The sequence below is a fragment of the Chryseobacterium cucumeris genome (assembly GCF_016775705.1).
Lineage (GTDB): Bacteria > Bacteroidota > Bacteroidia > Flavobacteriales > Weeksellaceae > Chryseobacterium > Chryseobacterium cupriresistens.
Map to the genome: position 1 here is coordinate 1,222,057 of NZ_CP068760.1, position 26,633 is coordinate 1,248,689.

The 26,633-nt window shown below is 37.7% G+C and carries 24 protein-coding genes; 8 read left to right on the top strand and 16 right to left on the bottom strand.

Annotation, left to right across the window (positions count from 1 at the left end):
• Positions 1-3: 3 nt before the first annotated feature.
• From JNG87_RS05510 to JNG87_RS05545, 8 genes are all read left to right on the top strand, one after another.
• Entirely contained in the window at positions 4-498 is a 495-nt protein-coding gene (locus JNG87_RS05510) for a hypothetical protein (RefSeq protein WP_202842277.1), read from the top strand.
• Between the two features lie 29 nt (positions 499-527).
• Positions 528-1,355, top strand: coding sequence for a YoaK family protein (locus tag JNG87_RS05515; protein ID WP_137904592.1), 828 nt, complete (start codon positions 528-530; stop codon positions 1,353-1,355).
• A gap of 315 nt (positions 1,356-1,670) precedes the next feature.
• A complete protein-coding gene (gene mutL, locus JNG87_RS05520; protein ID WP_202842279.1) occupies positions 1,671-3,467 on the top strand; it encodes a DNA mismatch repair endonuclease MutL in 1,797 nt (598 codons plus the stop codon).
• Between the two features lie 5 nt (positions 3,468-3,472).
• Positions 3,473-4,228: a rhomboid family intramembrane serine protease gene (locus JNG87_RS05525; RefSeq protein ID WP_202842281.1), complete on the top strand. Its 756-nt coding sequence runs from the start codon at positions 3,473-3,475 to the stop codon at positions 4,226-4,228.
• A 234-nt stretch (positions 4,229-4,462) separates the two neighbouring features.
• On the top strand, positions 4,463-5,227 hold the full coding sequence (locus tag JNG87_RS05530) for an endonuclease/exonuclease/phosphatase family protein (RefSeq protein ID WP_410668091.1): 765 nt from the start codon (positions 4,463-4,465) through the stop codon (positions 5,225-5,227).
• A gap of 73 nt (positions 5,228-5,300) precedes the next feature.
• On the top strand, positions 5,301-6,272 hold the full coding sequence (locus JNG87_RS05535) for an endonuclease/exonuclease/phosphatase family protein (RefSeq protein ID WP_202842283.1): 972 nt from the start codon (positions 5,301-5,303) through the stop codon (positions 6,270-6,272).
• Between the two features lie 4 nt (positions 6,273-6,276).
• Positions 6,277-6,639: a hypothetical protein gene (locus JNG87_RS05540; protein ID WP_202842284.1), complete on the top strand. Its 363-nt coding sequence runs from the start codon at positions 6,277-6,279 to the stop codon at positions 6,637-6,639.
• 28 nt (positions 6,640-6,667) lie between these two features.
• Entirely contained in the window at positions 6,668-7,078 is a 411-nt protein-coding gene (locus tag JNG87_RS05545) for a hypothetical protein (protein WP_202842286.1), read from the top strand.
• A 71-nt stretch (positions 7,079-7,149) separates the two neighbouring features.
• Here JNG87_RS05545 and JNG87_RS05550 read toward each other — a convergent pair whose 3' ends face one another.
• The 16 genes from JNG87_RS05550 to rsmH all read right to left on the bottom strand — a co-directional run bounded on the left by JNG87_RS05550 (position 7,150) and on the right by rsmH (position 26,589).
• The gene (locus tag JNG87_RS05550) at positions 7,150-8,664 is read right to left on the bottom strand and encodes a GH3 auxin-responsive promoter family protein (protein ID WP_202842288.1); all 1,515 of its coding nucleotides are present in this window, start codon (positions 8,662-8,664) and stop codon (positions 7,150-7,152) included.
• Positions 8,665-8,769: 105 nt separating this feature from the next.
• Positions 8,770-9,180 (bottom strand): BrxA/BrxB family bacilliredoxin, encoded by a 411-nt coding sequence (locus JNG87_RS05555; protein ID WP_047099553.1) that lies wholly within the window; start codon positions 9,178-9,180, stop codon positions 8,770-8,772.
• Between the two features lie 455 nt (positions 9,181-9,635).
• Positions 9,636-10,082 (bottom strand): GatB/YqeY domain-containing protein, encoded by a 447-nt coding sequence (locus tag JNG87_RS05560; RefSeq protein WP_062672649.1) that lies wholly within the window; start codon positions 10,080-10,082, stop codon positions 9,636-9,638.
• Positions 10,083-10,173: 91 nt separating this feature from the next.
• Positions 10,174-12,087 (bottom strand): cell division protein FtsZ, encoded by a 1,914-nt coding sequence (ftsZ, locus tag JNG87_RS05565; protein WP_202842290.1) that lies wholly within the window; start codon positions 12,085-12,087, stop codon positions 10,174-10,176.
• 125 nt (positions 12,088-12,212) lie between these two features.
• Positions 12,213-13,598 carry a cell division protein FtsA gene (gene ftsA, locus JNG87_RS05570; RefSeq protein WP_120232264.1) on the bottom strand — a complete coding sequence of 462 codons (1,386 nt, stop codon included), beginning with the start codon at positions 13,596-13,598 and terminating at the stop codon, positions 12,213-12,215.
• Between the two features lie 79 nt (positions 13,599-13,677).
• Complete coding sequence (locus JNG87_RS05575; RefSeq protein ID WP_202842292.1) at positions 13,678-14,646, bottom strand: cell division protein FtsQ/DivIB; 969 nt, start codon at positions 14,644-14,646, stop codon at positions 13,678-13,680.
• Between the two features lie 65 nt (positions 14,647-14,711).
• Positions 14,712-16,070, bottom strand: coding sequence for a UDP-N-acetylmuramate--L-alanine ligase (gene murC, locus JNG87_RS05580; protein WP_202842293.1), 1,359 nt, complete (start codon positions 16,068-16,070; stop codon positions 14,712-14,714).
• A 199-nt stretch (positions 16,071-16,269) separates the two neighbouring features.
• Entirely contained in the window at positions 16,270-16,563 is a 294-nt protein-coding gene (locus tag JNG87_RS05585) for a GIY-YIG nuclease family protein (protein WP_202842295.1), read from the bottom strand.
• Between the two features lie 106 nt (positions 16,564-16,669).
• On the bottom strand, positions 16,670-17,764 hold the full coding sequence (gene murG / locus JNG87_RS05590; RefSeq protein WP_202842298.1) for an undecaprenyldiphospho-muramoylpentapeptide beta-N-acetylglucosaminyltransferase: 1,095 nt from the start codon (positions 17,762-17,764) through the stop codon (positions 16,670-16,672).
• A 1-nt stretch (position 17,765) separates the two neighbouring features.
• Positions 17,766-19,004: an FtsW/RodA/SpoVE family cell cycle protein gene (locus tag JNG87_RS05595; RefSeq protein WP_202842300.1), complete on the bottom strand. Its 1,239-nt coding sequence runs from the start codon at positions 19,002-19,004 to the stop codon at positions 17,766-17,768.
• 22 nt (positions 19,005-19,026) lie between these two features.
• Positions 19,027-20,364, bottom strand: a complete 1,338-nt coding sequence (murD, locus tag JNG87_RS05600; protein WP_202842302.1) for a UDP-N-acetylmuramoyl-L-alanine--D-glutamate ligase — start codon at positions 20,362-20,364, stop codon at positions 19,027-19,029.
• 62 nt (positions 20,365-20,426) lie between these two features.
• Entirely contained in the window at positions 20,427-21,668 is a 1,242-nt protein-coding gene (mraY, locus tag JNG87_RS05605; RefSeq protein ID WP_114819545.1) for a phospho-N-acetylmuramoyl-pentapeptide-transferase, read from the bottom strand.
• A gap of 77 nt (positions 21,669-21,745) precedes the next feature.
• Entirely contained in the window at positions 21,746-23,206 is a 1,461-nt protein-coding gene (locus JNG87_RS05610; RefSeq protein ID WP_202842304.1) for a UDP-N-acetylmuramoyl-L-alanyl-D-glutamate--2,6-diaminopimelate ligase, read from the bottom strand.
• A gap of 57 nt (positions 23,207-23,263) precedes the next feature.
• Complete coding sequence (locus JNG87_RS05615; protein WP_202842306.1) at positions 23,264-25,255, bottom strand: penicillin-binding transpeptidase domain-containing protein; 1,992 nt, start codon at positions 25,253-25,255, stop codon at positions 23,264-23,266.
• Positions 25,239-25,604, bottom strand: coding sequence for an FtsL-like putative cell division protein (locus JNG87_RS05620; protein ID WP_002981890.1), 366 nt, complete (start codon positions 25,602-25,604; stop codon positions 25,239-25,241). The genes JNG87_RS05615 and JNG87_RS05620 overlap by 17 nt, the downstream gene beginning before the upstream one ends.
• A 91-nt stretch (positions 25,605-25,695) precedes the next feature.
• Positions 25,696-26,589, bottom strand: a complete 894-nt coding sequence (gene rsmH, locus JNG87_RS05625) for a 16S rRNA (cytosine(1402)-N(4))-methyltransferase RsmH (protein ID WP_202842308.1) — start codon at positions 26,587-26,589, stop codon at positions 25,696-25,698.
• Between the last annotated feature and the right edge of the window lie 44 nt (positions 26,590-26,633).

The following is a 26,633-nucleotide window of genomic DNA, read 5'->3' on the forward strand; positions in this document are numbered from 1 at the left end:
AACATGACTAAAACAATTTTAATTGCAACAGATTACTCTCTTGAGTCATTGAATATATTGAAAAAAGTACTTAAAGAGAAAGAAGCAGCAGAAGATCAGAACCAATATAACATTTTTCTGACTTCCGGGTATGATTCCGGAGATTCTATCAGAGATCTTTTGTTCAGTACCAAAACATCGGTATTCAATAAAATAAGACCTGCAGAATTCTGTGATGCTTTGGGAATTATCAGCAATAAATATCCTCATCTGGTCAATAAAATCATCTGCGACATTTTCACAGGAAGTTTCCAGAGAACATTCAACCAATATGTAAAGGCGGAAAACATTGAGGAAGCTTATTATTCTCCATCCATCAAAAGCAGAGGAAACGGAAAATTTGATCTGATTCCTTATATCAGGAAATGCAAAGAACTGAAATCTCATGAAATTACGGTCGAAGTAAGAGAAAAACTTCCGGAAAGAGGAAGGCTGGCAGAGATTTTTGTAGAAGTCTGAAAATTAAACACAATTTAAAAAAATAAAAAATGTTAAGAAATTATAGTAACAGCAGGACATTGGGAGACAACATCAGGTTGGGAACGCTGACTGCCTTCACGGCAGGTACTATAAACATTGCTTCCCTGTTGATATTCCTCTCTTTCACGTCAAACGTAACAGGACATTACGCTATTTTAGCGGCAGAAATCAGTAAAGGAAACTGGACACAGGTAGGAGTTGTAGGCGGATGGATCTTTTTGTTCTTCTTCGGAAGCTTCCTGTCCAACTTTATTGTTATCAATTTTAATAAGAAAAGTAAATATTTCGCCCATGCCATGCCGATTGTGCTGGAAATCATATGTCTTCTGTTTGTAGGAATATACGGACAGTTTTATTACCAGAAAACATTGGAAGAAACAGAATATTTAGTGGCTTTGATGCTTTTTGCCACCGGACTTCAGAACGGTCTTACCGCAAGTATTTCCAACTTCTCTGTGAAAACGACCCACCTTACCGGAACCACTACCGACCTGGGAATTCTGGTATCCATGTTTACCCAGAAAAAATACAGAAAAAACGGGGAGCTGATTGGCAGGGCAAAACTTCTCATGAGTATTATGCTTGCTTATGTAATGGGCGCTGTATTCTCGGGGTTAACATATTACTATCTGGAATTCAGAGTATTCTATGTGATCAGCATATGTCTTCTGATTGTCATCGGATATGATGCTTATAAAATTCATATTCGTCATTTCAACACAAAATACAGATACAGCAGGATTTATAAAAAACCTAATCTCTTTGCTTATCTGTATGATAAAATCCATGGAATTCCTAAAAGAGAAAAGAAAAGAAAGCTTGTCTTTGAGGATTAAAATATAAAACACACTATTAATTTTTTGTATAAACTAGCTGTAAGTGCCCTTATTTTATCATAGAATAGGGGCATTTTTCTTAAAAATTAATTTAATTATGTAAAAATGACTTGTTTTTGTCCTGTTTTTAACGATTGTTGAAATAAAGATTTCCGGATTGGAGCAATAAACTTGCTAACGCCCTTCATTACAAACATTAAAAAAACCGGTTGGGGATAAATAGGCAAAAATGTTGATAATTAAATATTAAATCACGATTTTAGTATTTTAATTCCCGTTTTCATTGACTATTTTTGTAAGTTGATTTACGTTTTTATGTCAGATATTATTCAGCTTTTACCGGATCATGTAGCCAACCAAATTGCAGCAGGAGAGGTGGTGCAGAGGCCTGCATCCATCGTGAAAGAACTTTTGGAAAATGCTATTGATGCAGATGCAACGAAAATTGAACTGATCATCAGAGATGCCGGGAAAAACCTTATCCAGGTGGTGGATGACGGAAAAGGAATGTCTGAAACAGATGCCCGTATGGCGTTTGAAAGGCATGCTACCTCAAAAATCAAAGGAACTGAAGATATCTTTAAGATAGCCACCAAAGGATTTCGTGGTGAAGCGCTGGCTTCTATAGCAGCAGTTTCCCAGGTGGAGCTCAGAACAAAACAGAAGGATACTTCCATTGGTACCAATATCTATATCGAAGGAGGGGTTTTCCAGTTTCAGGATCCGGTTCAGACAGCAGACGGATCAAATTTTTTAGTAAAAAATCTTTTCTACAATGTTCCTGCAAGAAGGAAATTTTTGAAAAATAATAATATTGAATTCAGACACGTAATTGATGAATTTCAGCGTGTTGCACTGGCTCATGAGAATCTGGAGTTTTCCCTTTTTCATGATGATGAAGCTGTTTTCAGACTGAGAAAAGGAAGCCAGATGCAGCGTATTGTGGATGTTTTCGGAAGAAAGCTTCAGCCGCTTCTGATTCCTATTAAAGAAGACATTATCTGGTGTAAACTTCATGGTTTTGTTGCTAAACCTGAAGGGGCCAAGAAAGCAAGAGGCGAGCAGTTCCTTTTTGTTAATGGAAGATACTTCAGAAGTGCATACTTCAATAAAGCAGTACAGGAAGCTTTTGAAGGCCTGCTTCAGCCTGGATATGTGCCATCCTTTTTCCTTTTTCTGGAACTTGATCCGGAGAAAATAGATGTTAACATCCATCCACAGAAAACTGAAGTGAAATTTGAAGATGAGCATCTTATTTTTGCTTTGCTTCGTTCAACCATTAAGAGATCTTTAGGGATTTACAATGTTTCTCCAAGCCTGGATTTCGACAGAGATCCCGAACTGGATGAAATGATGAATAAACCTATTCCGAGCAAAGGAAATGGAGGAGGATCCGGCGGAGGTGTTTTCAAAATGCCTGAAATCATTGTAGATAAAGACTATAATCCGTTTCTGGAAGAGAAAAATGTAGTACATCCGGAGGAAATTCAGAACCTTACGGAAATGTACCATCAGAATATTACAGCAGAGCCTTCAAAGATTAACCTGTTCGAAGATGAGGATTTTGATGAAGATCTGATGAGGCTTCCCAATGGATACTGGCTTTTTAACAAAGGAGATGTCACTTTAATGCTGGATCTGGGAAGAATGCACAGACTGTTGGTTTCTGAAGGAAACAAATCCACCAGAAAATCAAGCACAAACAGCCATGCTCTTCTTTTCTCTCTGGAGTATCATATGAATGAAATCGAAAAGACAAAATACAATTCGATCAAAAAATATCTCCCGGAATTAGGGTTTGACATGAAAATTGCTCATGAAAGTGTACTTCGAATAGATTCACTTCCGGAAGGGCTGAAAGAAACCCAGGCCATGAAATTCCTGGAGAACCTTTTTGAGATCCTGGATTACAAGACGGAAGAAGAATTCATGCAGTATTACCATAACCAATGGAATAAAATGCAGTCGAAATCCAGATTTGACTTTATTTATAAAAAAGATGCGGAACAACTGATCAAAGACTTTACAGCATTAGGCTTCCCGGAATTTTTACCGGATGGCAAAAGATGCTTTTATGAAGTTCCGTTTAATGACTTTAAAAACAAATTTTAAAAAATATGTTTAACAATATACCACCCATTACAAGGAACATTATTATTATCAACATTATTGTTTATTTGGTTGCTAATTTTATGCTTCCGAATTTATACGATACACTTTCTGGGTTTTATCCATTCTCTCCCAATTTTAAATCCTGGCAGGTTATTACCCATATGTTTATGCACGCTCCATTTAGAGAGCCTGGGGGTATAATGCATATTTTATTTAATATGTTTACATTATTTAGCTTTGGACCTATTCTGGAGCAAACATTGGGAGATAAAAAATATCTGATACTATATTTCGCAAGTGGACTAGGCTCGTTTTTCTTATTCAATCTTTGGAATTTTGTAGAAGCTCAGCAAATTATTTCTGGTTTACAAGATATGGGACTTAGCGCGGCCGAAATTTATCCAAAAGCCGCACTTGATTATGTGGGAAGTCTGAAGATCAGTGCTACAACAGTTGAAGGACAGGAATTATCCAGTCAATATTATAACCTGCTTATATCTCGTATGATGGGTGCTTCCGGCGCTATTTTCGGAGTAGTAGCAGCTTTTGCCACATTATATCCCGATGCTAAAATCGGAATTATGTTTATTCCTGTTCCGATTAAAGTAAAATATCTTTTACCAATTATTGTTGTAATTTCAATATATCTTGGAGTATCAGGAAACGGAGGAGGCATTGCCCACCTTGCTCACGTAGGAGGAGCTTTGGTTGGATGGCTTTTGGCAAGGATATGGAAAAAGCATTTATACAGATTCAACTAAAGTAACATTGTGAAGATTTTCCGACTCATAGTATTTATTATCCATCTGGGAATTTTGTTTCTGCTGCTGGGTAGTTTACTGAACGCTTACGTACCGCCAAAGATTTTTCCATGGTTTAATCTGCTGTCATTAGGATTCCCGGTTCTCATGATTTTATATATGATCCTGACCATATTCTGGGTATTAAGCTGGAAAAAAAGGGCTTTTGTATTTATGTTGGCGGGTTTGGCATTTATGAATCCTGTAAAAAGATGGGTTAACTATTCTGATCAGAAAGGAAACGCTGAAATAAAAGTGATTTCTTTTAATACAAGGGCTGGCAGAATAGGAAACAAAGAGGTAGGACCGTACCTGAAATCTCAGGATGCTGATGTTATTCTTTTACAGGAGGACGCGGGTATTAAATATCAGTTTGATGGTTATCAGAAAGCAAATCCCGGAGGCGGCTTAACAATTCTGACCAGGCATAAAATCATTAAACAGCAGATTATTGATCCTCAAGATGAAGAGGTAAGAATTCCCGGTGTGCTGGCTGATATAGAAATTAAAGGCAAAAACTACAGGTTCATTGATGTCTATCTCAATCCATTTCGCTTTCAAAAAGAGATGGTGAAACTTAACGGAGATACCGATAACGACGAACAAAAAATAAAAGATGTTGTTAAGAGACTCATTCCTACCTTTAAAAAACATCAGGATCAGGTAGCGCTTATTCGTGAAGTAATTGACAATTCGCCTTACCCTGTTATCCTTACAGGTGATTTCAATTCTGTTCCCAATTCTTACGAATATTATCATTTATCTGATGGGCTTGACGATGCATTTCTGACTGCAGGAAAAGGAAGTGCAACCAGTTTTCACGATTATAAATTCCCCATCAGGATCGACTATATTTTTTCTTCAAAGTCATTAAAGGCAATATCTTACGAAATTGACCGTTCTGTAAGTATTTCAGATCATTATCCTGTCGCAGTAACATTTTCTACGGAGAATAAATAATCATAAAAAGAGTTAAAATTGTCTGCTTGGTAGGATTTTTGTTGAAAGAAAATCGTACCAAGACCGTTTTTTCATGAAGTCGAACCAGATATTACTATTTATACATATCGTTGTTGCTGTTTTGCTGTTATGCACATTGGGGAATGCATGGATTCCACCAAACATTTTAGGCAACCTGAATCTTCTGTCTCTTGGTTTTCCTTATCTGATACTGGCACATGTAATTCTAACGCTGATCTGGATCTTCAAAAAAGAAAAAATAGCCATTGCTTTTGTATTAGGTACATTTATTTTCTATAATCCGATCAGACGATGGATCAACTTTTCCCCAAAAACAGAAAATTTAAAAACAATCCGTGATATTAAGGTATTGACTTTTAATGTGAAATATGGAGAATATGGCTGGGATAAAGTAAAAGATTATATCAAGGCACAGGATGCAGATATTATTCTTGTACAGGAAAAAGATACAAACCGTGTTATACAGCGTGATCTTATAAAATACCCGTCGGTTATTCTTAAAACCAAGCATAAAATTGTAAGACAAGCAGAGCTTATTGACGAGAAAGCACGTGGAAATTCATTTTATGCTGATATAGACATTAATGGAAAAGTAATCCGAATTATTAATGTGTATCTTGAACCCTTCAGACTTCATAAATCTATGTTTACGAAACTTGATAAACTAGGTTTGGGAAATGTATCAACGCTACTTTCTCATATGACTCCTACATTTCAGGCACATGAAGACCAGGTAAAAAGAATCAGAAAAATGATAGATTTATCTCCTTATCCTGTTATTCTGGCCGGAGATTTTAATTCTGTTCCCAATTCATATGAGTATTATAACCTTGGAAAAGACCTTCAGGACGCATTCCTGGTTGCCGGAAAGGGCAGTGCCAGCAGTTTCCATGATTATAAAGTGCCTTTGAGAATTGATTATATTTTCAGTTCGAAATCAATCATTCCGCTAAGCTATAAAGTAGACCAGTCTGTGAAATTATCGGATCACTATCCTGTAATTGCGGAATTTCTATTAAATTAGTTCCATGAAAAATTTACTGGCTGCGATTTTTATTTTTATCATTCTTTTTACTGCTTGTTCGAAGAAAGAATCACCGGGATTCGGGGCTGAGCAGGAAGTTAAAATAAGTTATGATACTACTGCTGTCGATTCCTTTTCTACAGGAGCCGTTTCAGTGGATATTGCACGCAAAATACGAATGTCTTCTCCCCAGTATATTGATTCTGTAAAACAGGCTAAAAAGCTTCAGGACGAAGAAAATAAAATTAAAGCCGAGCTCGAAAAAGAAAATAAAGCAAAACAGGAAGAAGAAAAGAAAAAAGCAGAAGCCGAAAAGAAACTAAAAACAGCAGAAAAGACGGCTGCGCAGGAAACTAAATCAGAATAAATCCAGATTCCATTAAAAAATAAACAATATGAAAAAACAAATTTTAGCTGCACTGGTGATCTCAGTATTCACGGTAGCATGTACAAAATCAACAACAAAAACAGAACAGGTAGAAAATCCTGACGGATCAGTTACCACTACAACCACTACCACTACAGAAACACCAAACGTTGTGGATACTGCAAAGATCAACAACGCTAAAGAAGATGTGAAAGATAAGGTAGATGAAGCGGGTAATAAGATTGATGATGCCGCACAGAAGGCAAAAGATAGGATTGATGCCACTGCAGATAAGACAAAACAGGATCTTAATAAAGCGGGTCAGGATATCAAAGCTGAGGCCAACAAAGTAGGGCAGGATGCAAAAGAGGCTGCCAAAAAAGGGGCTTCGAAAGTAGAAGAAGCCGCGAAAAAAGTAAAAGAAGATTTAAGCAAATAAATAATAAAAGCCGTAGTTCAACAGAATTACGGCTTTTTTATATGCAATTGAGAGTTAGGAGTCTTTCTCTCTTATTTATTCATTTCCAATAATGGATCAATATATTCTCTGTCATTGCTTAGTCTTGGTACCTTATTTTGTCCGCCTAGCTTTCCTTTAGCTTCCAGCCAGTGATAGAACAGATTTTCTTTGGCGATATGTACAATCGGCCTTTTCAGAGTCATATTGTTGTATCTTTTCGCTTCATAGTCTGAATTGATGGTCTTTAAGTGTTTGTCAAAAGCATCAATAAAGTGTTCCAGATCATCCGGGTGCTGGCTGAATTCAAAAATCCATTCATGAGCGCCTCCTTCGTTTCCTTTCATGAAAACCGGTGCTCCCGTGAAATCTGTGATCTGTGCTCCTGTTGCTTCGCAGGCTTTTGCAAGAGCAGATTCTACATTGGTAATCATCAGTTCTTCCCCAAAAGCATTGATATAGTGCTTTGTCCTTCCTGTTATTTTTATTCTGAACGGATTGATTGAGGTAAAGACAACGGTATCACCAATCAGGTATCTCCAGAGTCCTCCATTGGTCGTGATCACCATTGCATAATTTTTTCCTAATTCCACATCTTCCAGGCTTACGACCTTAGGATTTGAAAAATGGAACTGATCCATTGGAATAAACTCATAAAATATCCCATAATCCAGCATTAAAAGCATCTCATCACTGTCTGATCTGTCCTGGATACCGAAGAAGCCTTCGGAAGCATTGTAAATTTCGTAGTAATTGATGTTTTTTCCGATGATCTGTCTGAATTGTTCCCTGTAGGGCTTAAAGCTGATTCCACCGTGAAAAAACACCTCTAAATTAGGCCACAGCTCCGAAATACTTCCTACATTGGTTTCCTTTAATACTCTTTGCAGAAGAACCATCATCCAGCTTGGTACTCCAAGAATACTTCCCACGTCTTCATTTTTTACTTCGGATGTAATTGCTTTAAGCTTACTTTCCCATTCTCCCATCAAAGAAACTTTCTTGCTGGGAGTAGTGGTAATTTCTACCCAAAACGGAAGGTTGTCGATCAGGATCGCAGATAAATCTCCAAATTTTGTATTAAAATCCGCATAAAGCTCGGAACTTCCACCTAAGCGTAAGTTTTTATAATTAAAAAGCTGGTTTTCGGGATGGTTGTTGGCATAAATCGAAACCATGTCTTTTCCGGCTTTCATGTGGCAGTATTCAAGGCTTTCGGCAGAGATCGGAATGAATTTGCTTTTAGCATTGGTGGTACCCGATGATTTGGCAAAATGTTTAATAAGCCCCGGCCAGCTTACGTCTTTATGTCCCTGTCTTGCTTTTTCAATAAAAGGTTCCATTTCTTCATAGGTAACAATAGGAACTTTGTTTTTAAAATCCTGATAACTTGAGATAGAATTGAATCCGTATAATTTACCATATTCCGTATCTTCCGCATGAAACAGCTGAGAAAAGAGTATACCTTTCTGGGTTTCAATCGGATGGTCTATAAAATTCTGTATCTGATCAATCCTTTGACGGATAAACCAGTTAACTACGGTATTGAAAAGTGCTTTGGTTGCCATTTCAACAAATATAATGATATTTGAATTTTCAGAAAATTTTTTACGGTATTAAATAAAAAAACCGTTACAAAATTTGTAACGGTTTGGTATTTAGTTGATTGCTTATTAGCAATATTCGTCGTATGCTGCCTGAAGGTTAGCTGCAATAGCTCCTGCAGGGTTCCCTTCAATGTGATGTCTTTCCAGCATGTGAACCAATTCACCATCTTTGAAAAGCGCTACACATGGAGAACTTGGAGGGAATGGAGCAAGGTGTTTTCTTGCTTCTACTACTGCTTCAGTATCAAATCCTGCAAATACAGTCGTTAAATGATCTGGCTTTTTATCTCCTGTCAAAGAGTATACTACTCCTGGTCTTGCAGCACCTGCCGCACAACCACATACAGAGTTGATAACCAATAATGTGGTTCCGGACTGCTTCAAAGCTTCCTCTACCTGAGCCGGAGTTGTTAAATCCTGAAAACCTTTATCTGTAAGCTCTGCCTTCATAGGCATTACTAAATCTGTTGGATACATATATTTTGTTTTTTATCCCTACAAAGTTAAGCAATTCTTTGCGTTTGTTCAATATATAAAAACTATCAATTGATTAGTCATATAAAATTAACCGACTATTAATATTGTAATAATATTCTAAAAAACGTGAATTAACTATAGGAATATTGAAATATTATTATTAAATTTGAAATGATTCTGAAAAACAAACGACCGTGAAAAAACATTTAAAAGCTTTCCCTCAAGCAATCAACCACTTAAATACTCTCTGAAATATGATAGTAGCTTAATTCTTTTTCAGTTTAGAATTAAAAACTGATCAACAAACTTTAATATCCAAAGAAAGTGAAGCCCGGAACTGAAGAGTTCCGGGCTTCTTAATCAAATCGATATGCAAAGGTTGTATATCCTAAGTTATGGAATGAGACATAGTTTTGCAGGATTGAGATCAACTCAAAATCCCAAAACTAATCGCATTAAGAAAGGAGCTTTTTAGCCATCTCGGAAATGCTTTTTCCGTCTGATTTTCCGGCTAATGCTTTTGATGCAACTCCCATTACCTTCCCTAAATCTTTAACGGATTCAGCTCCGGTTTCAGAAATAATATTTTTAATTTCTGTTTCCAATTCTTCAGCAGAAAGCTGTTTTGGCAGAAACTGCTCGATAACTTTCATCTGAGCATCTTCGACTTCTGCAAGGTCATTTCTTCCCTGTGCCGTAAATTGGTCGTAAGAATCCTTACGTTGTTTTACCATTCTCTGAAGAATAGCAATTTCCTGTTCTGCTGTTACTTCGGCACCGATAGCCTCTGTTTTAAGCAGTAATATCTGAGATTTTACAGCACGCAGAGAATCCAAAGCCACTTTGTCTTTAGCTCTCATTGCTGTTTTTATAGCTTCGTTTATGGTATTTTCTAAACTCATTTTTTATATGCTTTATGCTTTATGCAATAAGCAGTAAGCTTTTGGATTCGGCCAGAATAGCCTATAGCTTACTGCGTATAGCTTATAGCGTTTAGTCTACATCTTTATTTAAAAATCTGTTTTCTCTGATCTGCATGGATCCATTGTTATCAGACAGGTAAGTATTGATATTCTGGTCTGAAGCATTGTTTCCGTCGATCGAAATATTTTTTCTTTTAAAAGCCGGAATAGATTCGAATTCACTTGTGCTGTCAAAATTCTGGTAGCGCGAGTTGAATTCTTTTAATTTATTTCTTCTTTCAATAACTCTGTCCTGATCAATCGTTTTATTCACGAAAGTGAATTCTGATTCTTCAGTTTTTGGAGTTTCAATTTCTGTTTTGTTTTCAAAAGCTGGTCTCGTTTCAACTTTTGGCTCTTCCTGTTTCTGATAGAAAGTTTCAATCTTTTGAGCTGGTTCAGCTACAGCGGCATTTGTAGGTGTATTAAACTCTGCTTTTGGCTGTCCGAAATCCGTATTAGGTTCATTTCTGATAGGCTCATTTACAAAGAAACTGAATTCAACAGGCTTTTCATTTGAAAACGAGTTGTTAAAAGGAGTTCCGGATTGTGGTTCTTCTTTTTTATTTTCAAAATCAAATGAGAAAGACTGGATCTCAAGATCATTAGGATCTTCACTCTCCTCATCAATAGAGAATAAGCTGTATTCTTCTTCTCCTTCCTCCTCATTTCTCCAGTTCTGTTCCGGAGTATTTACCGTACCTTCCTCTTTATCAAAGAATTTTATTTCAGTTCTTGGCTGTTCTTCTTCAATAATCATTTTTTTTTCAGTAGACGTCACATTGAACGGAGTGTCGTGTTCTTCGTCATCAAGTCTGAAAAGGTTTTTCCCACCAAAATCATGCGTTGCTTCAGGAGCTGATTCTCTTTCTTCTCTTGTTTTGAAAGGAGAATTTTTAGGTGCTTCAAAACTATCATTAAGACTGATTCTGATTTTCTCTGTAGGCCCTGCAAATTTTTTATTGTCATTAGAGAATCCAGTGGCGATCACAAGAACGCTTACCGCATCTCCTAATTCTTCATCTGCACCTACCCCGAAAATGATATCCGCTGTGTTTCCAGCTTCTTTCTGAATGTGGTCCATGATAATACCGATCTCATCCATGGTCACTTCCTCAGCACCACTTCTGATCAATAATAATACGTTTTTAGCACCTGTAATCTTGTTATCATTCAATAATGGAGAATCAAGGGCTTTTCTTACCGCTTCTTCAGCTTTATTTTCACCTGAAGCTGTTCCTGTAGACATCAATGCAGTACCTGAATTCTGAAGTACAGATTTAGCATCTCTAAAGTCAATGTTTACATCAAAGTAACCGGTAATAACCTCTGCCATACCTTTCGCAGCATTGGTTAACACTTCATCGGCTTTTGAGAATCCCTGCTTGAATCCAAGGTTTCCGAATTGCTGTCTTAGTTTATCATTGTTGATGACAATAAGTGAGTCAACATTGTTTCTTAATTTATCAAGACCGTTTTCTGCCTGTTCCAGTCTTCTTTTCCCTTCAAAGCTGAAAGGAACCGTAACAATACCTACGGTAAGAATTCCCATGTCTTTCGCTACTTTAGCAATGACAGGAGCGGCTCCGGTACCTGTACCACCACCCATTCCGGCAGTGATGAACACCATTTTGGTGTTTTGACCCATAGCAGCTTTGATATCTTCAATACTTTCGATGGCTGATTTTTCTCCTACTTCAGGATCGGCACCAGCTCCAAGACCTTCTGTGATAGAAGTTCCCAACTGAACTTTATTGGCTACCGGGTTATTATCTAAAGTCTGAGCATCCGTATTACAAATCACGAAATCTACTCCGTGGATTCCTTTCTCGTACATGTGCTTCAGAGCGTTATTTCCACCGCCCCCTACACCGATTACTTTTATAATGGATGAATTTCCTTTTGGTAAATCAAATGAAAATCCTTGTGTACCTATATTTTCCATAACTATACTTTTAATAATTGATAAGTGATAGATGATAATTGATGAATGATATTCGTCTTTAATTTAATAAATATTAATCTATTTCAGGTATCATTGATCATTAATCTTTTATCATTTATATTTATTTACTCTACTTCTTCAAAGAATTTTTTTACTTTTTCCATAAGCGACTGCCCGAAGGTCAATTTCGCTTTTCTGTTCTCTTGCTTTTCATTTTCGAAAGACTGCTGCTCCTGAACCGGGGCTGCCTGCTGAACAGGTTGAGCTGTTTCTGCCTGTGCTGCAGTAACTTCCGGTTTGGGTTGCTCTGTAACAACTTCTACAACTTCGTCAATATTCTGTTTTTTGTCTCTGATCTTTAAACTTTCCATCAGTAATCCGATAGAGGTAGCAAATTCAGGGCCTTTCAGATACTGATTTTTATCATTGGCGATATATTCATTCGCAAAACCGATTCTGCTGTCGAAACCTGTCGTATAATTGGCCAGCTGACGAAGGTGTTTCAGGTTTGAACCACCACCCGTAAGAACAATTCCGGCAATCAGTTTTTTCTTTTGTTCAAAAGCACCGTAAGCTTTCAGCTCTGTATTCACCATTTCCAAAACTTCTTCTACTCTTGCATTGATGATCTGCGCTAAAGTTTTTAAAGAAATCTCTTTGTCCGGTCTTCCGTGAAGTCCGGGAATGGTTACAAAAGTACTGTCTTTTTCTAATTCGGGAACAGCCGAACCAAACTTTACTTTCAGTTGTTCTGCATGTTTTTCTATGATGGAACAGCCTTCTTTGATATCTTCGGTAATAATTCCGCCTCCGTATGGAATCACACAGGTATGACGGATGATATTATCTTTAAAGATCGCAATATCTGTTGTACCACCACCAATATCAACAATGGCTACACCGGCTTCTTTTTCTTCTTTTGTTAGGACAGCTTCTGAAGATGCCAATGGCTCTAAAGTAAGGGCTTCCATTTCTAATCCGGCTTCACGAACACATCTTGCAATATTTCTGATGCTGCCCATTTGCCCAACTACAACGTGGAAGTTGGCTTCTAAACGTTTTCCGTGCATTCCGACAGGTTCCTGAATTTCCCCCTCGGAATCCACTTTATATTCTTGAGGAAGTACGTGGATAATTTCTTCTCCGGGAAGCATAACCAGCTTTTTTACCTGATCTTTTAATGCTTCGATGTCGTCGTCTGTAATAAATTTGTCAGGATGTTCACGCATAATATAATCGGAGTGCTGCAGAGAACGGATGTGTTTTCCTGCAATACCTACCGTAACTTTGCGGATAGGAACTCCGGCGCTGGATTGTGCTTCGGAGACTGCAGCCTTGATTGAATTAATGGTTTGTGAAATATTATTCACAATACCTTTATGAACACCAAGACTCTTAGCTTTTCCTACACCGAGAACTTCTATCTTCCCGTGTGCATTCCTTCTTCCGACAATCGCGACTATCTTCGTTGTCCCGATGTCCAGACCTACTGAATACTCTTGATTTTCCATTTTATATCGATTTGATTTTTTTCTACTTTTTTATCTATAAGGATAGTTTCCTATTTGTGTATTAAATGCCCTGAGGGACTTATTCTATTTTTACTTTTGCCTTAGGCTTGGACTGGGCCTTGACGGGTGGCTTTTTCTCCGCCTTTTTCGTTTCTTTTGTATGGGTTTTCGGCTTTGTACCCTCTTTCGGTTTTACTGTTGAGGAACCGGTTTTTTTTACCTCTGCAATTTTGGGGTTACCCTCCGTCTTTTTAGCGGCTGTTGGGGAAGGAACTTTTGCCAGTTCCATCTTTCCTGCCTTTAAAATACTGTCATTTTCTTTAAAATAAGGGTTTAAAGTAGTGACAATCTGATTCTGATATTTTACAGAAACCATGCTGTATTTCTGAGGGTCCTGATACACAAGGTATTTTTCCACAAACGTTTTAAATCCTCTTACTTTAAAATCAATATTATCAAGGTCTCCGATCTCAACTCTGTAGTTTCCTTCGCTGGTCAAAAGACTGTAACTGTCTTTACTTTTAGAGATTCCGATAAAATATTTTTTACTGAAATCATCTTTGTCAATCTTTTCTACCAGTTCTGCCAGTTTTTCATATTCATCCGGATGTACGTTTCCGGTTACCAGCATACATGGGTGCGAATAGGTTCTTGAAATTGGGAATTCAATTCCTTTTTCGTCCACATAAAAGTCTTTTCCGTCTTTGTTTAATCTGAAGACCGGAACCCTCTGTTTGATATCCAGGTTCAGTTTTCCGTTCAGGTTCAGATAAACATTGGCACTGTCTACTGCCGGTAAGGAATTGATCTTTTTTTCTAAAGCAGGAATATTAAGATCGCCTACTTTCCCTGATGGATTTTCTTTTTTTACAATTTCCCTGATGTCTTTTTCATCAACAAAATACACCGGTGTTTTCTCACTCATTTTTACAGAAATCTTATTGTCCGTAATCTGCTCACGGCTGAATCTCCTCAACGAGAAGCTCAGTAACAATCCCAGGATAATTACGGTGACAACAATTTTTAATATTCTGTATTTATTTTTCATACATTTTTTGTATTCATGTATTTATGTAAAATGTATTCATGAATACGTAAATACATTATTACTTTTTACAATTTATTTATCCATTCACAAATAGGATCATACAGGGTGTCTATATTTCCTGCACCTACAGTAAGAAGGATGTCAAAATCTTTTTCTTTTATTTTTTCAAAAGCATCGGATAAAGGCGATACCTCTTTTTTATCTAATGTTACTTTCTCCAGCAGCCAGTTTGAAGTGATTCCTTCAAAATTTTCCTGAAGTTCTCTTGCAGGATAAATATCAAGAAGAATGAGTTCATCTGCCTTACTTAAGCTTTCCGCAAATCCGTCTGCGAAATCTCTTGTTCTGCTGAAAAGGTGAGGCTGGAAGGCTACCAGAAGTTTTTTATCCGGATAAAATGTTCTGATTGAGCTCATTACAGCATTGATTTCTGTAGGGTGGTGAGCATAATCATCAATGTAAATTTTACCGTTTTGATAAATATGTTTGGTATATCTTCTTTTAATTCCCTTAAAATTGGCAATTGCTTTTTTCAGCGTATCAAAATCTGCGCCTAAATTATGCAGGATAGCCAGTGCTGCAGTGGCATTTTCCACATTATGAATTCCCGGTATTTCCCAGACAAAATCTTTCACTGTTTCAGTGGGGGTATGGAAGTCAAAATAAATCTTATCATGTTCCATACGCAGATTGTCTGAATAATAATCTGCCGGCTCATTCACTGCATAGGTTTGGTGCCCTCTGCCAATTTCCAGACCTTTTCTTACAAAAAGCTGTTTGTCCTGAGGTACTAAAGCTGCAAAGTGTCTGAAACCTTCTTCGATATGGCTCTTATCTCCATAAATATCAAGATGGTCTGCATCTGTAGAAGTTACTACTGCCCAGTCCGGAGAAAGGTTCAGGAAGCTTCTGTCATACTCATCTGCCTCTACTACAGAATAGGTAGAACCGTTGTACAGGAAGTTGGATTTAAAGTTTTCAGAAATTCCTCCCAAAAAGCATGAGAAAGGAAGATCGGCCTCTTTACACAAATGGGCTACAAGGGTAGACGTGGTGGTTTTCCCATGAGTTCCTGCAATGGCAATACAGTCTGTATTTTCAGTAATTAAGCCTAAAACTTTAGCACGTTTTAAAACTTCAAACTGATTTTGATTGAAATAATCCAATATTCCAAGCGTTTTGATAGCCGGAGTATAAATTACCAACGTATCTTCTTTCTGAAGGGATGTGATCCTTTCATCAATAAGATCTTCAAAAACAATATCAATGCCTTCATTCATCAGATTCTGAGTAAGCTTTGTATTGGTTTTGTCGTAACCCAATACTTTTTTTCCGGATGCATTGAAATAGCGTGCCAATGCACTCATTCCTATACCTCCGATTCCAACGAAGTAAAAAGTCTGATATGTTTGTAAAATGTTCATTTATATTTTAATCTTTAACCACTCTTGAATAAGCTCAGAGTTGTATTACTATATTTTGTATTAGGCTTTAATCAACTAACATCCACGCCCCTTTAATAAATTATATTTTAGCTGTGTGACCCTTCGACAAGCTCAGGGTGACAGCTCTAATACTAACTGTTTTATTTTACTCGTGTCAGGCTGAGCTTGTCAAAGCCTTCTAATCTTTCATCCTATTTTTTGATAGCAGTGGTAATAAATCCCAGTTATCATTTATTATTGCTTCTTTCTTTTTCCTACTCCAGCCTTTAACTTGTTTTTCAAATCTTATAGCTTGATTAACATCATTAAACTCATGGTAGAAAACAAGTTCCACAGGTTTTCTTGTATACGTGTAACTTTCAGAATTTAATCCGTCATTATGGTCGTTAATTCTTCTTTCCAAATCATTGGTAAAGCCTGTATAGTAAGAATTATCGGAACATTTTACAATGTATACATAATATATTTTCATTCATTAGTGTTTGCTTACTGGCCCTTCGACAAGCTCAGGGTGACACCTCTAATACTAACTGTTTTATTTACTCATGTCAGGCTGAGCTTGTCGAAGCCTTTCCTAACTATTTTATTACGTTAAAAATCTCGTCTACAATCTCTTTTGCAGCATTTGGCTTGGCAAAATATTTCAGATTGTCGGACATTTCTTTTCTTATCCTTTCATTTTCGCAGATTTCTGATAATGTATTCCAGAATTTTTCCTGCATTTCAGAGTCTTTTACCATTCTGGCAGCATTTTTTTCAACCAGGTTTATGGCATTTTTGGTTTGATGGTCTTCCGCTGCAAAAGGGAAAGGTACCAAAAGCACCGGCTTTTGTGCTACAGCCAACTCTGAAATGGCAATAGCTCCGGCTCTGGAAACAATGATATCAGCTGCAGAATACGCCAGTTCCATGTCTTTGATAAATTCTTTCAAATGAATGGAAACTGGAAGCTGGAGGCTGGAAGATAATTCTTTGTAATCCAACTTTCCTGTTTGCCAAATTAATTGATATCCTTTTTCTTTCAGATTCTCAATATTTTCTTTCCAGGCATTATTCAATGTTCTGGATCCCAAAGAACCTCCTACAGAAAGAATCGTAAGTTTATCTTTATCCAATCCCATTTTCTCTTTTGCCTGAGCGGTTTCCTGCATTCCTGAAACAATATTCTCACGAATCGGATTTCCCAGAAACTTTATTTTCTCTGTAGGAAAGCCTTCTACTTTTGGGTAGGCTGTGAAAACGGCTTTGGCTTTCTTGCTTAAAATTTTATTGGTTACCCCAGCGTGAGCGTTCTGTTCCTGTATGAAAATCGGAATTCCCATTTTGCTAGCTTCATAAAGAGCAGGTCCACTGGCAAATCCTCCTGTTCCTACAGCAAAATCAGGAGCGAAGTTTTTGATAATCTTTTTAGACTTTGATAAACTTTTCAGAATCTTAAAAGGAAGTCCCAGGTTGGATAACAGATTACCTCTGTCGATTCCTGCGATATCAATTCCTTCAATTTTATAGCCTGCCTGAGGAACTTTTTCCATTTCCATTTTTCCATTGGCACCAATGAACAAAAATTCTGCATCAGGAAATCTTTTTCTGATCTCATCAGCAATGGCAATGGCAGGGAAGATATGTCCTCCTGTTCCTCCGCCGGATAATAATATTCTTAATTTTTTGTCCATTTTAAGCGATATCGTTTATTTCTGCTATACTTTGTTTTTTGCCCATTCCTTCTTCATCATAAATCTGAATTCTTGAGCTTATATTTAAAATAATACCTAACTGTAAATAGGTCACCAGCATGGATGTTCCTCCATAACTAATTAAAGGCAGCGGCTGTCCTGTTACCGGGATGAGGTTTACAGCAACGGCAATATTTACCGAAAGCTGAATGAAGATCATTACCCCGAGACTGAGCACGAGCAACGATCCGAAAAATGCCGGCATTTTACTGGCGATCATCACAATCCTGATCATCATAATCAGGTACAAACTGATCAGAAAAGCGGCTCCAATCACCCCATATTCTTCTACAATCACTGCGAAAATAAAGTCGGAGGCAGATTGCGGAAGCATTTGTTTCAATGCACTTTTCCCTGGCCCCATTCCAGTAATTCCGCCGTGTACAATAGCTGCTTTGGCCTGCATTACCTGATAATTTTTTGCTTTTACACTTTCATCATCTACATCTGCTGTTTTGGCTTTGCTTGATGTAAAGGTTTCAATACGGCTCATCCATGTGTGAACACGGTTTCCACCGATCATATTGGTATTTAAGGCAATCAATAAAAAGAACACAATGGCTACAAATGATGCGGAGATAAATCCTGCAATGTATTTCCAGTGAAGCTGTCCTATTATGAGAACCACTACGGAAACCATTAAAATCATTAATGCCGTTGAACCGTTATCTTTGGCTACCAATACAAAAACAAGCAGGATAGGCCCGAAAATATACATGATATTCTCTATCGGAAGCCTTTCCCTGGTGATCTTTTTGGTCAGATACCTGCACAGATAGATGATCAGCATTAAAAAGGCAAATGATGAAGGCTGGAAAGAGATTGGTGTTCCCGGAATTTTCAGCCATCTGGAAGCACTTGCTCCATCAATGGTTTGTCCGGTAAACATGGTGACAATCAACAGAATAATCATCAGGCCGAGCAGGATACTGCTGAGCTTTCCGATGTATTCATATTTTATAGTTCCTACCAGTCTCATAATGGCTAGTCCCAGAACTACAAAGAACATATGTTTGATAACGTGGCCTGTTGTGGTCCCGTTATTGACAATGTATTCGAGATTTGAACTTGCAGAGTATACCGGGAAAATAGAGAAAATGGAGATCACAAGGATGACCATCCAAAGTACTTTATCGCCCTTTAGAAATTCAAATCTGTTTTCTGTGTTCTGTTCGTCCATATTTAATGCTATTGGCTAATGGCTAATGGCCATTGGCATTTAATACCTGTTCTTTAAACTGGCGTCCTCTGTCTTCATAGCTTTTGAACAAGTCAAAGCTTGCGCAGCACGGGGATAATAAGACCGTATCACCTTTTTTTGCCAGTGATTTTGAAATTCTCACGGCTTCTTCCATGCTTGAAGTATCATAAATAAGCTCTTTTTTATCTTTAAAGAAATCGATGATCTTCTTGTTATCTATTCCAAGACAAACAATTGCCTTTACTTTTCTTTTGACTAAATCTTCAATTTCGGTATAGTCATTTCCTTTATCTAATCCACCAACAATCCATACGGTTGGCGTTTTCATGCTTTCTAAGGCATAGTAAGTTGCATTTACATTGGTTGCTTTACTGTCGTTGATGTATTTTACGTTATCAATTTCAGTAACGAACTCTAATCTGTGCTCTACGGCCTGGAAGGTCATCAATGAATGTCTGATGCTTTCATTGTTGATTTTTAATATCTTACCGGCAATAGATGCTGCCAGGCTGTTAGCTACATTGTGATTTCCCAGCAGAGACAATTCATCAACTTTCATTGCGAATTCGTCTTTCATTTTTACCACAATTTCATCATCATTCACAAAACCTCCTTCCGTTAATTTCTCTTTGGTTGAGAAAGGAATCATTTTCGCCTTTATTTCAAGCTTTTCAAGAAGATTTTTACTCATTTCATCGTCCTTGTTGTAGATGAAGAAGTTATCATTCTCCTGATTTTCTGTGATTCGGAATTTGGCCAATGCATATTCTTCATAATTGTAGTTGTACTGATCCAGGTGATCCTGAGACAGATTCAACAATAAAGAGATATAAGGTCTGAAATTCTGAATATCATCCAGCTGGAAAGAGCTCACTTCCAATACATAGTATTCATGGTTTTCATCCGCCACCTGCTTCGCAAAGCTGTATCCGATATTTCCTCCTAAACCTACATTCAATCCGTCATTTTTCAGGATGTAGTAGATCAGTGAAGTTGTGGTTGTTTTTCCGTTGCTTCCGGTAATGGCAATGATCTTTGCATCTGTAAATTCTGAAGCAAATTCAATTTCAGAGGAAAGTCTGATTCCTTTTTCATGAATTCTATTGATGATATCAGCCTTTTTCGGAATTCCCGGGCTTTTTACGATCCAGTCAGCATTTAAAATCCTTTCTTCATCGTGGTTTCCTTCTTCAAATTCAATTTCATTTTCGGTAAGAAACTGCTTATAGTTATCCTTAATGGCTCCTTTATCTGAAAGAAATACTTCCAGACCTTTCTTTTTAGCCAGATAAGCAGCTCCGCATCCGCTTTCTCCACCTCCTAAAACAACTATTTTCATATTATAAAAGCTTTATGCTATAGGCTTTAAGCTTTAGGCTTATTGCTTACAGCTTTTATTTTTTATCTCATTTTTAATGTGATCAGACATACAATGGCCAATATTACTCCGATGATAATCATTCGGTTCACGATTTTACTCTCGTGGAAACCTTCTTTCTGATAATGATGGTGTAATGGTGACATTTTGAAGAGTCTGTTGTTTTGGGCATATTCCAGCCCGTATTTTCTTTTTCTGTATTTGAAAACAACTACCTGAAGCATTACAGAGAGGTTTTCAATTAAGAAGATTCCGCATAATACAGGAATCAGCAATTCTTTTCTTAAAATAATGGCTAAAACAGCAATTACGCCTCCCAGCATTAAGCTTCCGGTATCTCCCATGAAAACCTGCGCAGGATAAGTGTTGTACCAGAAGAATCCAATTACAGCACCTACCATTGCGACTGCAAAAATGGTGGTTTCTCCCATGTTGGGAAGGAACATGATATTGAGATAGTCTGCAAAGATGATGTTCCCGGAAAGGTACGCGAAAAGAGCCAGCGTGAGCAGTATAATAGCACTTGTTCCTGCTGCAAGACCATCAATTCCGTCGGTGATGTTAGCTCCATTGGAAACGGCTGTTACAATGAAGATTACAATGGGAATAAAGACAATCCATGCCCACTCATGGGCATCTTTATCATTCATCCAGAATAAAATTCCACTATAATCGAATTCATTATTTTTGGCAAAAGGAACAGTGGAAACGGTAATTTTTTCTGTAGGCATAAAGTTTTGCTCTACATTGTTCCTGTTCACTACTTTAGCATCTGCATATTTTCTTTTAACGGTAATATCCGGGTGGAAATACATTGTAATTCCGACAATTAGCCCTAATCCGACCTGACCAACAATTTTGAATTTACCACTTAAACCGTCTTTATTTTTTTTAATTTTCTTTAAGTAATCATCAAGGAAACCAATAGCACCCATCCAGAACATAGAAACCAACAACAGCACAATGTACACATTGGTAATTCTTGTAAACAGCAATACCGGAATGATGGTTGCCAAAATAATAATAAGCCCTCCCATGGTAGGAGTTCCTTCTTTTTGTTTCTGCCCATCCAATCCCAGATCACGCACCAATTCTCCCATTTGTTTAGTTCTCAGGTAATTGATTACTCTTTTTCCGTAGACAAGAGCAATAATCAATGAGAACAGTACAGCCATTCCGGCACGGAAGGAAATGTATTTTAACATTCCTAATCCCGGAACGTGAATTCCATGGTTGGTTAGATATTCGTATAGATAGTATAGCATAGTTTCAATTGTTAATAAATGATCATTGATAATTGATGAATGATTGAACAATTATTCTTTCAGTTATCATTTGTAATTTATTTGCTCATTAATTTCCAAAGCTCATTAATTACTTCTTTGTCGTCAAAATGATGTTTCACACCATTGATCTCCTGATAGTTTTCGTGGCCTTTTCCGGCAACTAAAACGATATCTTTAGGTTCTGCAAACTTGATGGCCATTTTTATGGCTTCTTTTCTGTCCGGAATTGAAGTGTATTTGCTGAAGTTCTGTGGTTCAACGCCTGCTTCAATTTCTTTGATGATCTGTGCAGGATCTTCTGTTCTCGGATTGTCTGAAGTGATGATTGCCAGGGTTGATTTTTTAGTGGCAATATTTCCCATTTCAGGTCTTTTGGAGTGATCTCTGTCTCCTCCGCAGCCGAATACGGTGATTAATCTTTCGTTTTTGGTTCTGATATCGTTGATGCTGTCCAGAATGTTTTCCAAAGCATCCGGAGTGTGTGCATAATCTACGATAAAGAAAATTCCCCCATCGGATTTGAAGGTTTCAAATCTTCCGGAAACCCTTTTTAATTTGCTGATAGCCTGAAGAATTTCGTCCTGCTCAAATCCTAGTTCAGCAGCAATTCCGAAGACAAGCAGTAAATTATATACATTAAATTTCCCGGTCAGTGTCGTCCAGAATTCTTTTCCGTTGAAGTTCAACAGCATTCCGTTGAAATCCACTTCCAATAATTTTCCGTGATAGTCTGCCGTGGTTTTCAAAGCGTAAGACTTCTTTTTAGCCTTGGTGTTCTGAAGCATGACATTCCCGTTTTTGTCATCCACATTGGTGATGGCAATGGCGGTATCTTCTAATTGATCGAAGAATCTTTTCTTTGTTTTTAAATATTCTTCGAACGTTTTATGATAATCTAAATGATCATGAGTAAGGTTGGTGAAGCCCGCTATTTTGAAGTGTAATCCTTCAATTCTGTTTTGGGAAATTCCATGTGAGCTTACTTCCATGAAAGCAAATTCACATCCTTTTTCTACGGCTTCAGCTAAAATCCTGTTGATGGTAATCACGTCAGGTGTAGTGTGGGTAGCCGGTATAATTTCTTCACCAATTCTGATTTCAACAGTAGAAAGTAACGCAGCAGGATAACCCAGGTTTTTAAAAACATCAAAAAGAAGGGTCGAAACGGATGTTTTTCCGTTAGTTCCTGTAACTCCTATCAGTTTTAATTTCTGAGAAGGATTTCCATAGAAGTTTGAAGCAAGATGACCAAGGGTTTTAGAAGAATCTTTTACCTGAACATAGGTTACATTTTCCACCAATGTTTCAGGGAGTTCTTCGCAAACAATTGCGGAAGCTCCTTTTTCAATAGCAGAGGCAATGAATGAATGCCCATCCACCACTGTTCCTCTCATGGCAATATAAAGAGAGTCTTCTGTAACCTTTCTGCTGTCGATCACCAATTCAGTTACCTCACGGTTGCTATCGCCGTGGATTTCCATTACTGGGATTCTGTTTACTAATTCTGTTATAATCATCTTTATCAATAAGGCTTTGCCTTATTTCGGTTTAAATGGTTCTTCCGAACCTCGTTTTTAATTTTGCAGAGATAAATAAATTCTCTGGTTTTTACTTATCGTGGTGCCTTCCAGAGGGAATTGTTCTTTGATTCTTCCTACTCCTTTATAATCGACACGGTAGCCTAAGTTTTCCAACTGCGGGATTACATTTTTTCCGATTAATCCTACCACATTAGGCATCTGTTTATCATTGACCGCTACTTTGACATTAGGCTCCACCATTTTGCTAAGGTTTACCTTTTTGTCTACAAGCATTTCTTTTTCAATATTCTGAGGCGTTTTCAGGAATGTTTTTCCTGCAATTTCCTTAAACACCGGCGCTGAAACGGAACCTCCATAAAATCCTTTTGCGGTATTGGGTTCACTGATCATGACATAGCATGTATATTTTGGGGCATCAGCCGGATAGAATCCTGCAAATGATGCACGGTACTTCATTGGGCCAGGCAGCCAGTATTCAAATCTTGCGGTTCCTGTTTTTCCTGCCATTTTCAGGTTAGGAGTAAAGATGCTTCGTCCGGTTCCTTTTTCTACTGCTTTGGTTAATGCACTGGTCATCATTTTAATAGCTTTCTCCGAAGCCATTTTGTTTACCATTACTTCAGGTTTTGCGCTGTACATCACTTTTCCGTCTTTCATGATTTTATCAATGAATAAGGGCTTAAGCATTTTTCCTCCGTTGGCAACTCCGTTGTAGAAGGTTGTCAGCTGCAGCAGGTTGATGTTGGAAGAATATCCGTAAGAAATAGAAGCCAGTGTTGCGGCATTCCATCTTTTATTTTGCGGTGTCACGATCTTCGGTTTTGTGATTCCCGGAAGCTCGATATCCATCTTATCGAATAATTTCCAACGTTTCAGGTGATCAAGAAAAATCTGTGGCTTTTCAGCATAATACTTTGTGATCAGTTTGGCTGTTCCTACGTTACTGGACTTCGCCAACACATCACTGATATCGTATGTTCCTCCTCCGTGGCCGTCAGAGATTCTCTGTTTTGCATAGACCCAAACTCCGTTTCCTACGTTTACCGTTGTGTTTTCATCGATAAATCCATCGTCCATTGCTGCCAGAAGCGAAATGGTTTTAAAAGTAGATCCGGGCTCGATATTATCTTTCAGCGCGTAGTTGTAAGAGTCTTCGTATTCTCCTTCTTCTGTTCTTCTTAAATTAACAAGAGCACGTACTTTTCCGGTTTCCACTTCCATGACAATTACGGTGCCGTGTTTGGCTTCGAAATTAATCAGCTGTTTCTCAAGGGCAGAGTGTGCAATGTCCTGAATTCTAAGATCTAAAGTCGTATAAACATCCTCACCGTCTACCGGTTCCTGAACCTTCCAGAAGTCGATAGGTTTCCACTGGGAAGAATTGATTCTTTGTTCGAGTCTTTTGCCGTCTGTCCCGGTTAAATATTTTGAGAAAGCACCTTCCAGCCCGGATTTAAGTTCTCCGTTGTCCATACCGATGGTTCCGGCTCCGATTTCTGATGTTGCTAACTCTCTTTTATAGTTTCTGTCAACGATAAATCCTCCTTTATTTTTACCTTTTTTGAAGATTGGGAACTTTCGTATTCTGTCATATTGATCAAAATCAAGTCCTTTCACCAAAGTGTAATACTGGTTTTTCTTTTTCTTCTGCTCGTCAAACTTTTGTCTGAATTCACTTCTTGGTTTTCCGAACATTTTGCTCAGAGAATCAGTAAGCGCTCCGATGTTGTTGGAGTACACGGTATCTTTCATCGTCTTGAAGTCAAGATAGATGTCATATCTCATTACCGTGGTGGCAAGGATAGAGCCGTCAGAGGCAAAAAGGTTTCCGCGGGCCGCTTTTAAAGTAGCTTCACGATAGTTTTTATTAATGTAATCATCTTTTATTTCCTGGACATTGGTATTCTGAAGGATGACAATCCTCGCCAAGAACATGACAAACACGCACAAAGCTACCACTGCAAAGAGGTAGCCCCATCGTAACGTTTTCTTACGTTTATTGTCGTATTCATTTTGCTTTTGCATCTGTACTATCCAGTTTTATTAGCAATTTGTGAGGGTGGTTTTCCAGGGTCATCAATGAATCCCGTGCAACCTCTTTCCCCAGCTCTGATTCCATTTTTACTTTGATCAGCTTACTTTGGGCGTAAGCGTTTCGTGATTTGTATTCTTCCGTTTCTTCCTTTAAGGCGTTTACAATTTTTATTTTTTTATTGACGAGATGGTTGGTATAAATCATTGCCATCATCAGAACAAACAAGAGGAGAAAATACTTGTAATGTATTTTGATCTCATCACGATTCAGAAAGTTTCCTTTTATAATGTCTATAAAAGTGAGTCTTTTCTGAGGGCGATTTGTTGTTCTTTTTGCCAATTTATTATGTCAATTTGCTTCGCAGTGAATTTACTTCGTGTCAATAGTCAATTTTATTTTGCCAAATGATTCACGATTCACTCATTCACATTTATACTTTAATTCCCGTTCTCATCTTGGCACTTCTTGCTCTTGAGTTTTCTTCAATCTCCTTTTCATCAGGAATGATCGCTTTACTCTTGATCAGTTCAAATGCCTTTTTATAATTTCCGTAGATATCTCTTTCCGGTTCTCCTTCGAACATTCCGTTTTTCAAAAATCTCTTTACCAGACGGTCTTCCAGAGAGTGGTAAGAAATAACCACTAATCTTCCTTCCGGTTTCAACACATTAAAAGCCTGAACCAACATTTCTTTCAATACTTCAAGCTCCTGGTTGACTTCAATTCTTACTGCCTGGAAGAGCTGGGCATAGAACTTATTCACTTTGTGAGGCGGAATGTAGCTGAACAATTTTTTCAGATCTTCCGTGGTTTCTATACTTTTTGTTTTTCTGTGGTGAACAATCTCTCTCGCCAGCTTTCTTGCTTCTCTCAATTCTCCGTAGTGATAAAAAATGTCTGCAAGTTCTTCTTCCTCATATTCATTAATCACTCTTTTGGCATCAAGATTCTGCATCACATTCATTCTCATATCCAAAGGAGCATTGCTTCTTGTGGAGAAACCCCTGTCTGCTTCATCAAACTGATGCGAAGACACGCCTAAGTCTGCCAAAACACCATCCACCTGTGAGATGCCATACATCAGCAAAGAGTTTTCCAAAAATCTGAAATTCTGATTCACTAATGTAAACCTTGGGTCATCAATTGTATTTTTAAGTGCATCCAGATCCTGATCAAAGCTGAACAATCTCCCTTTATCGGAAAGTCTGCTCAGGATTTCTCTTGAGTGGCCTCCGCCTCCAAAGGTGCAGTCCACATATATTCCGTCAGGATTCGTCACCAAATCATCAACACTCTGCTTCAACAAAACGGGGTTATGATACATGCTTAATTGTGTTTTTTATTTACTACTAATCAATTAATAACCTA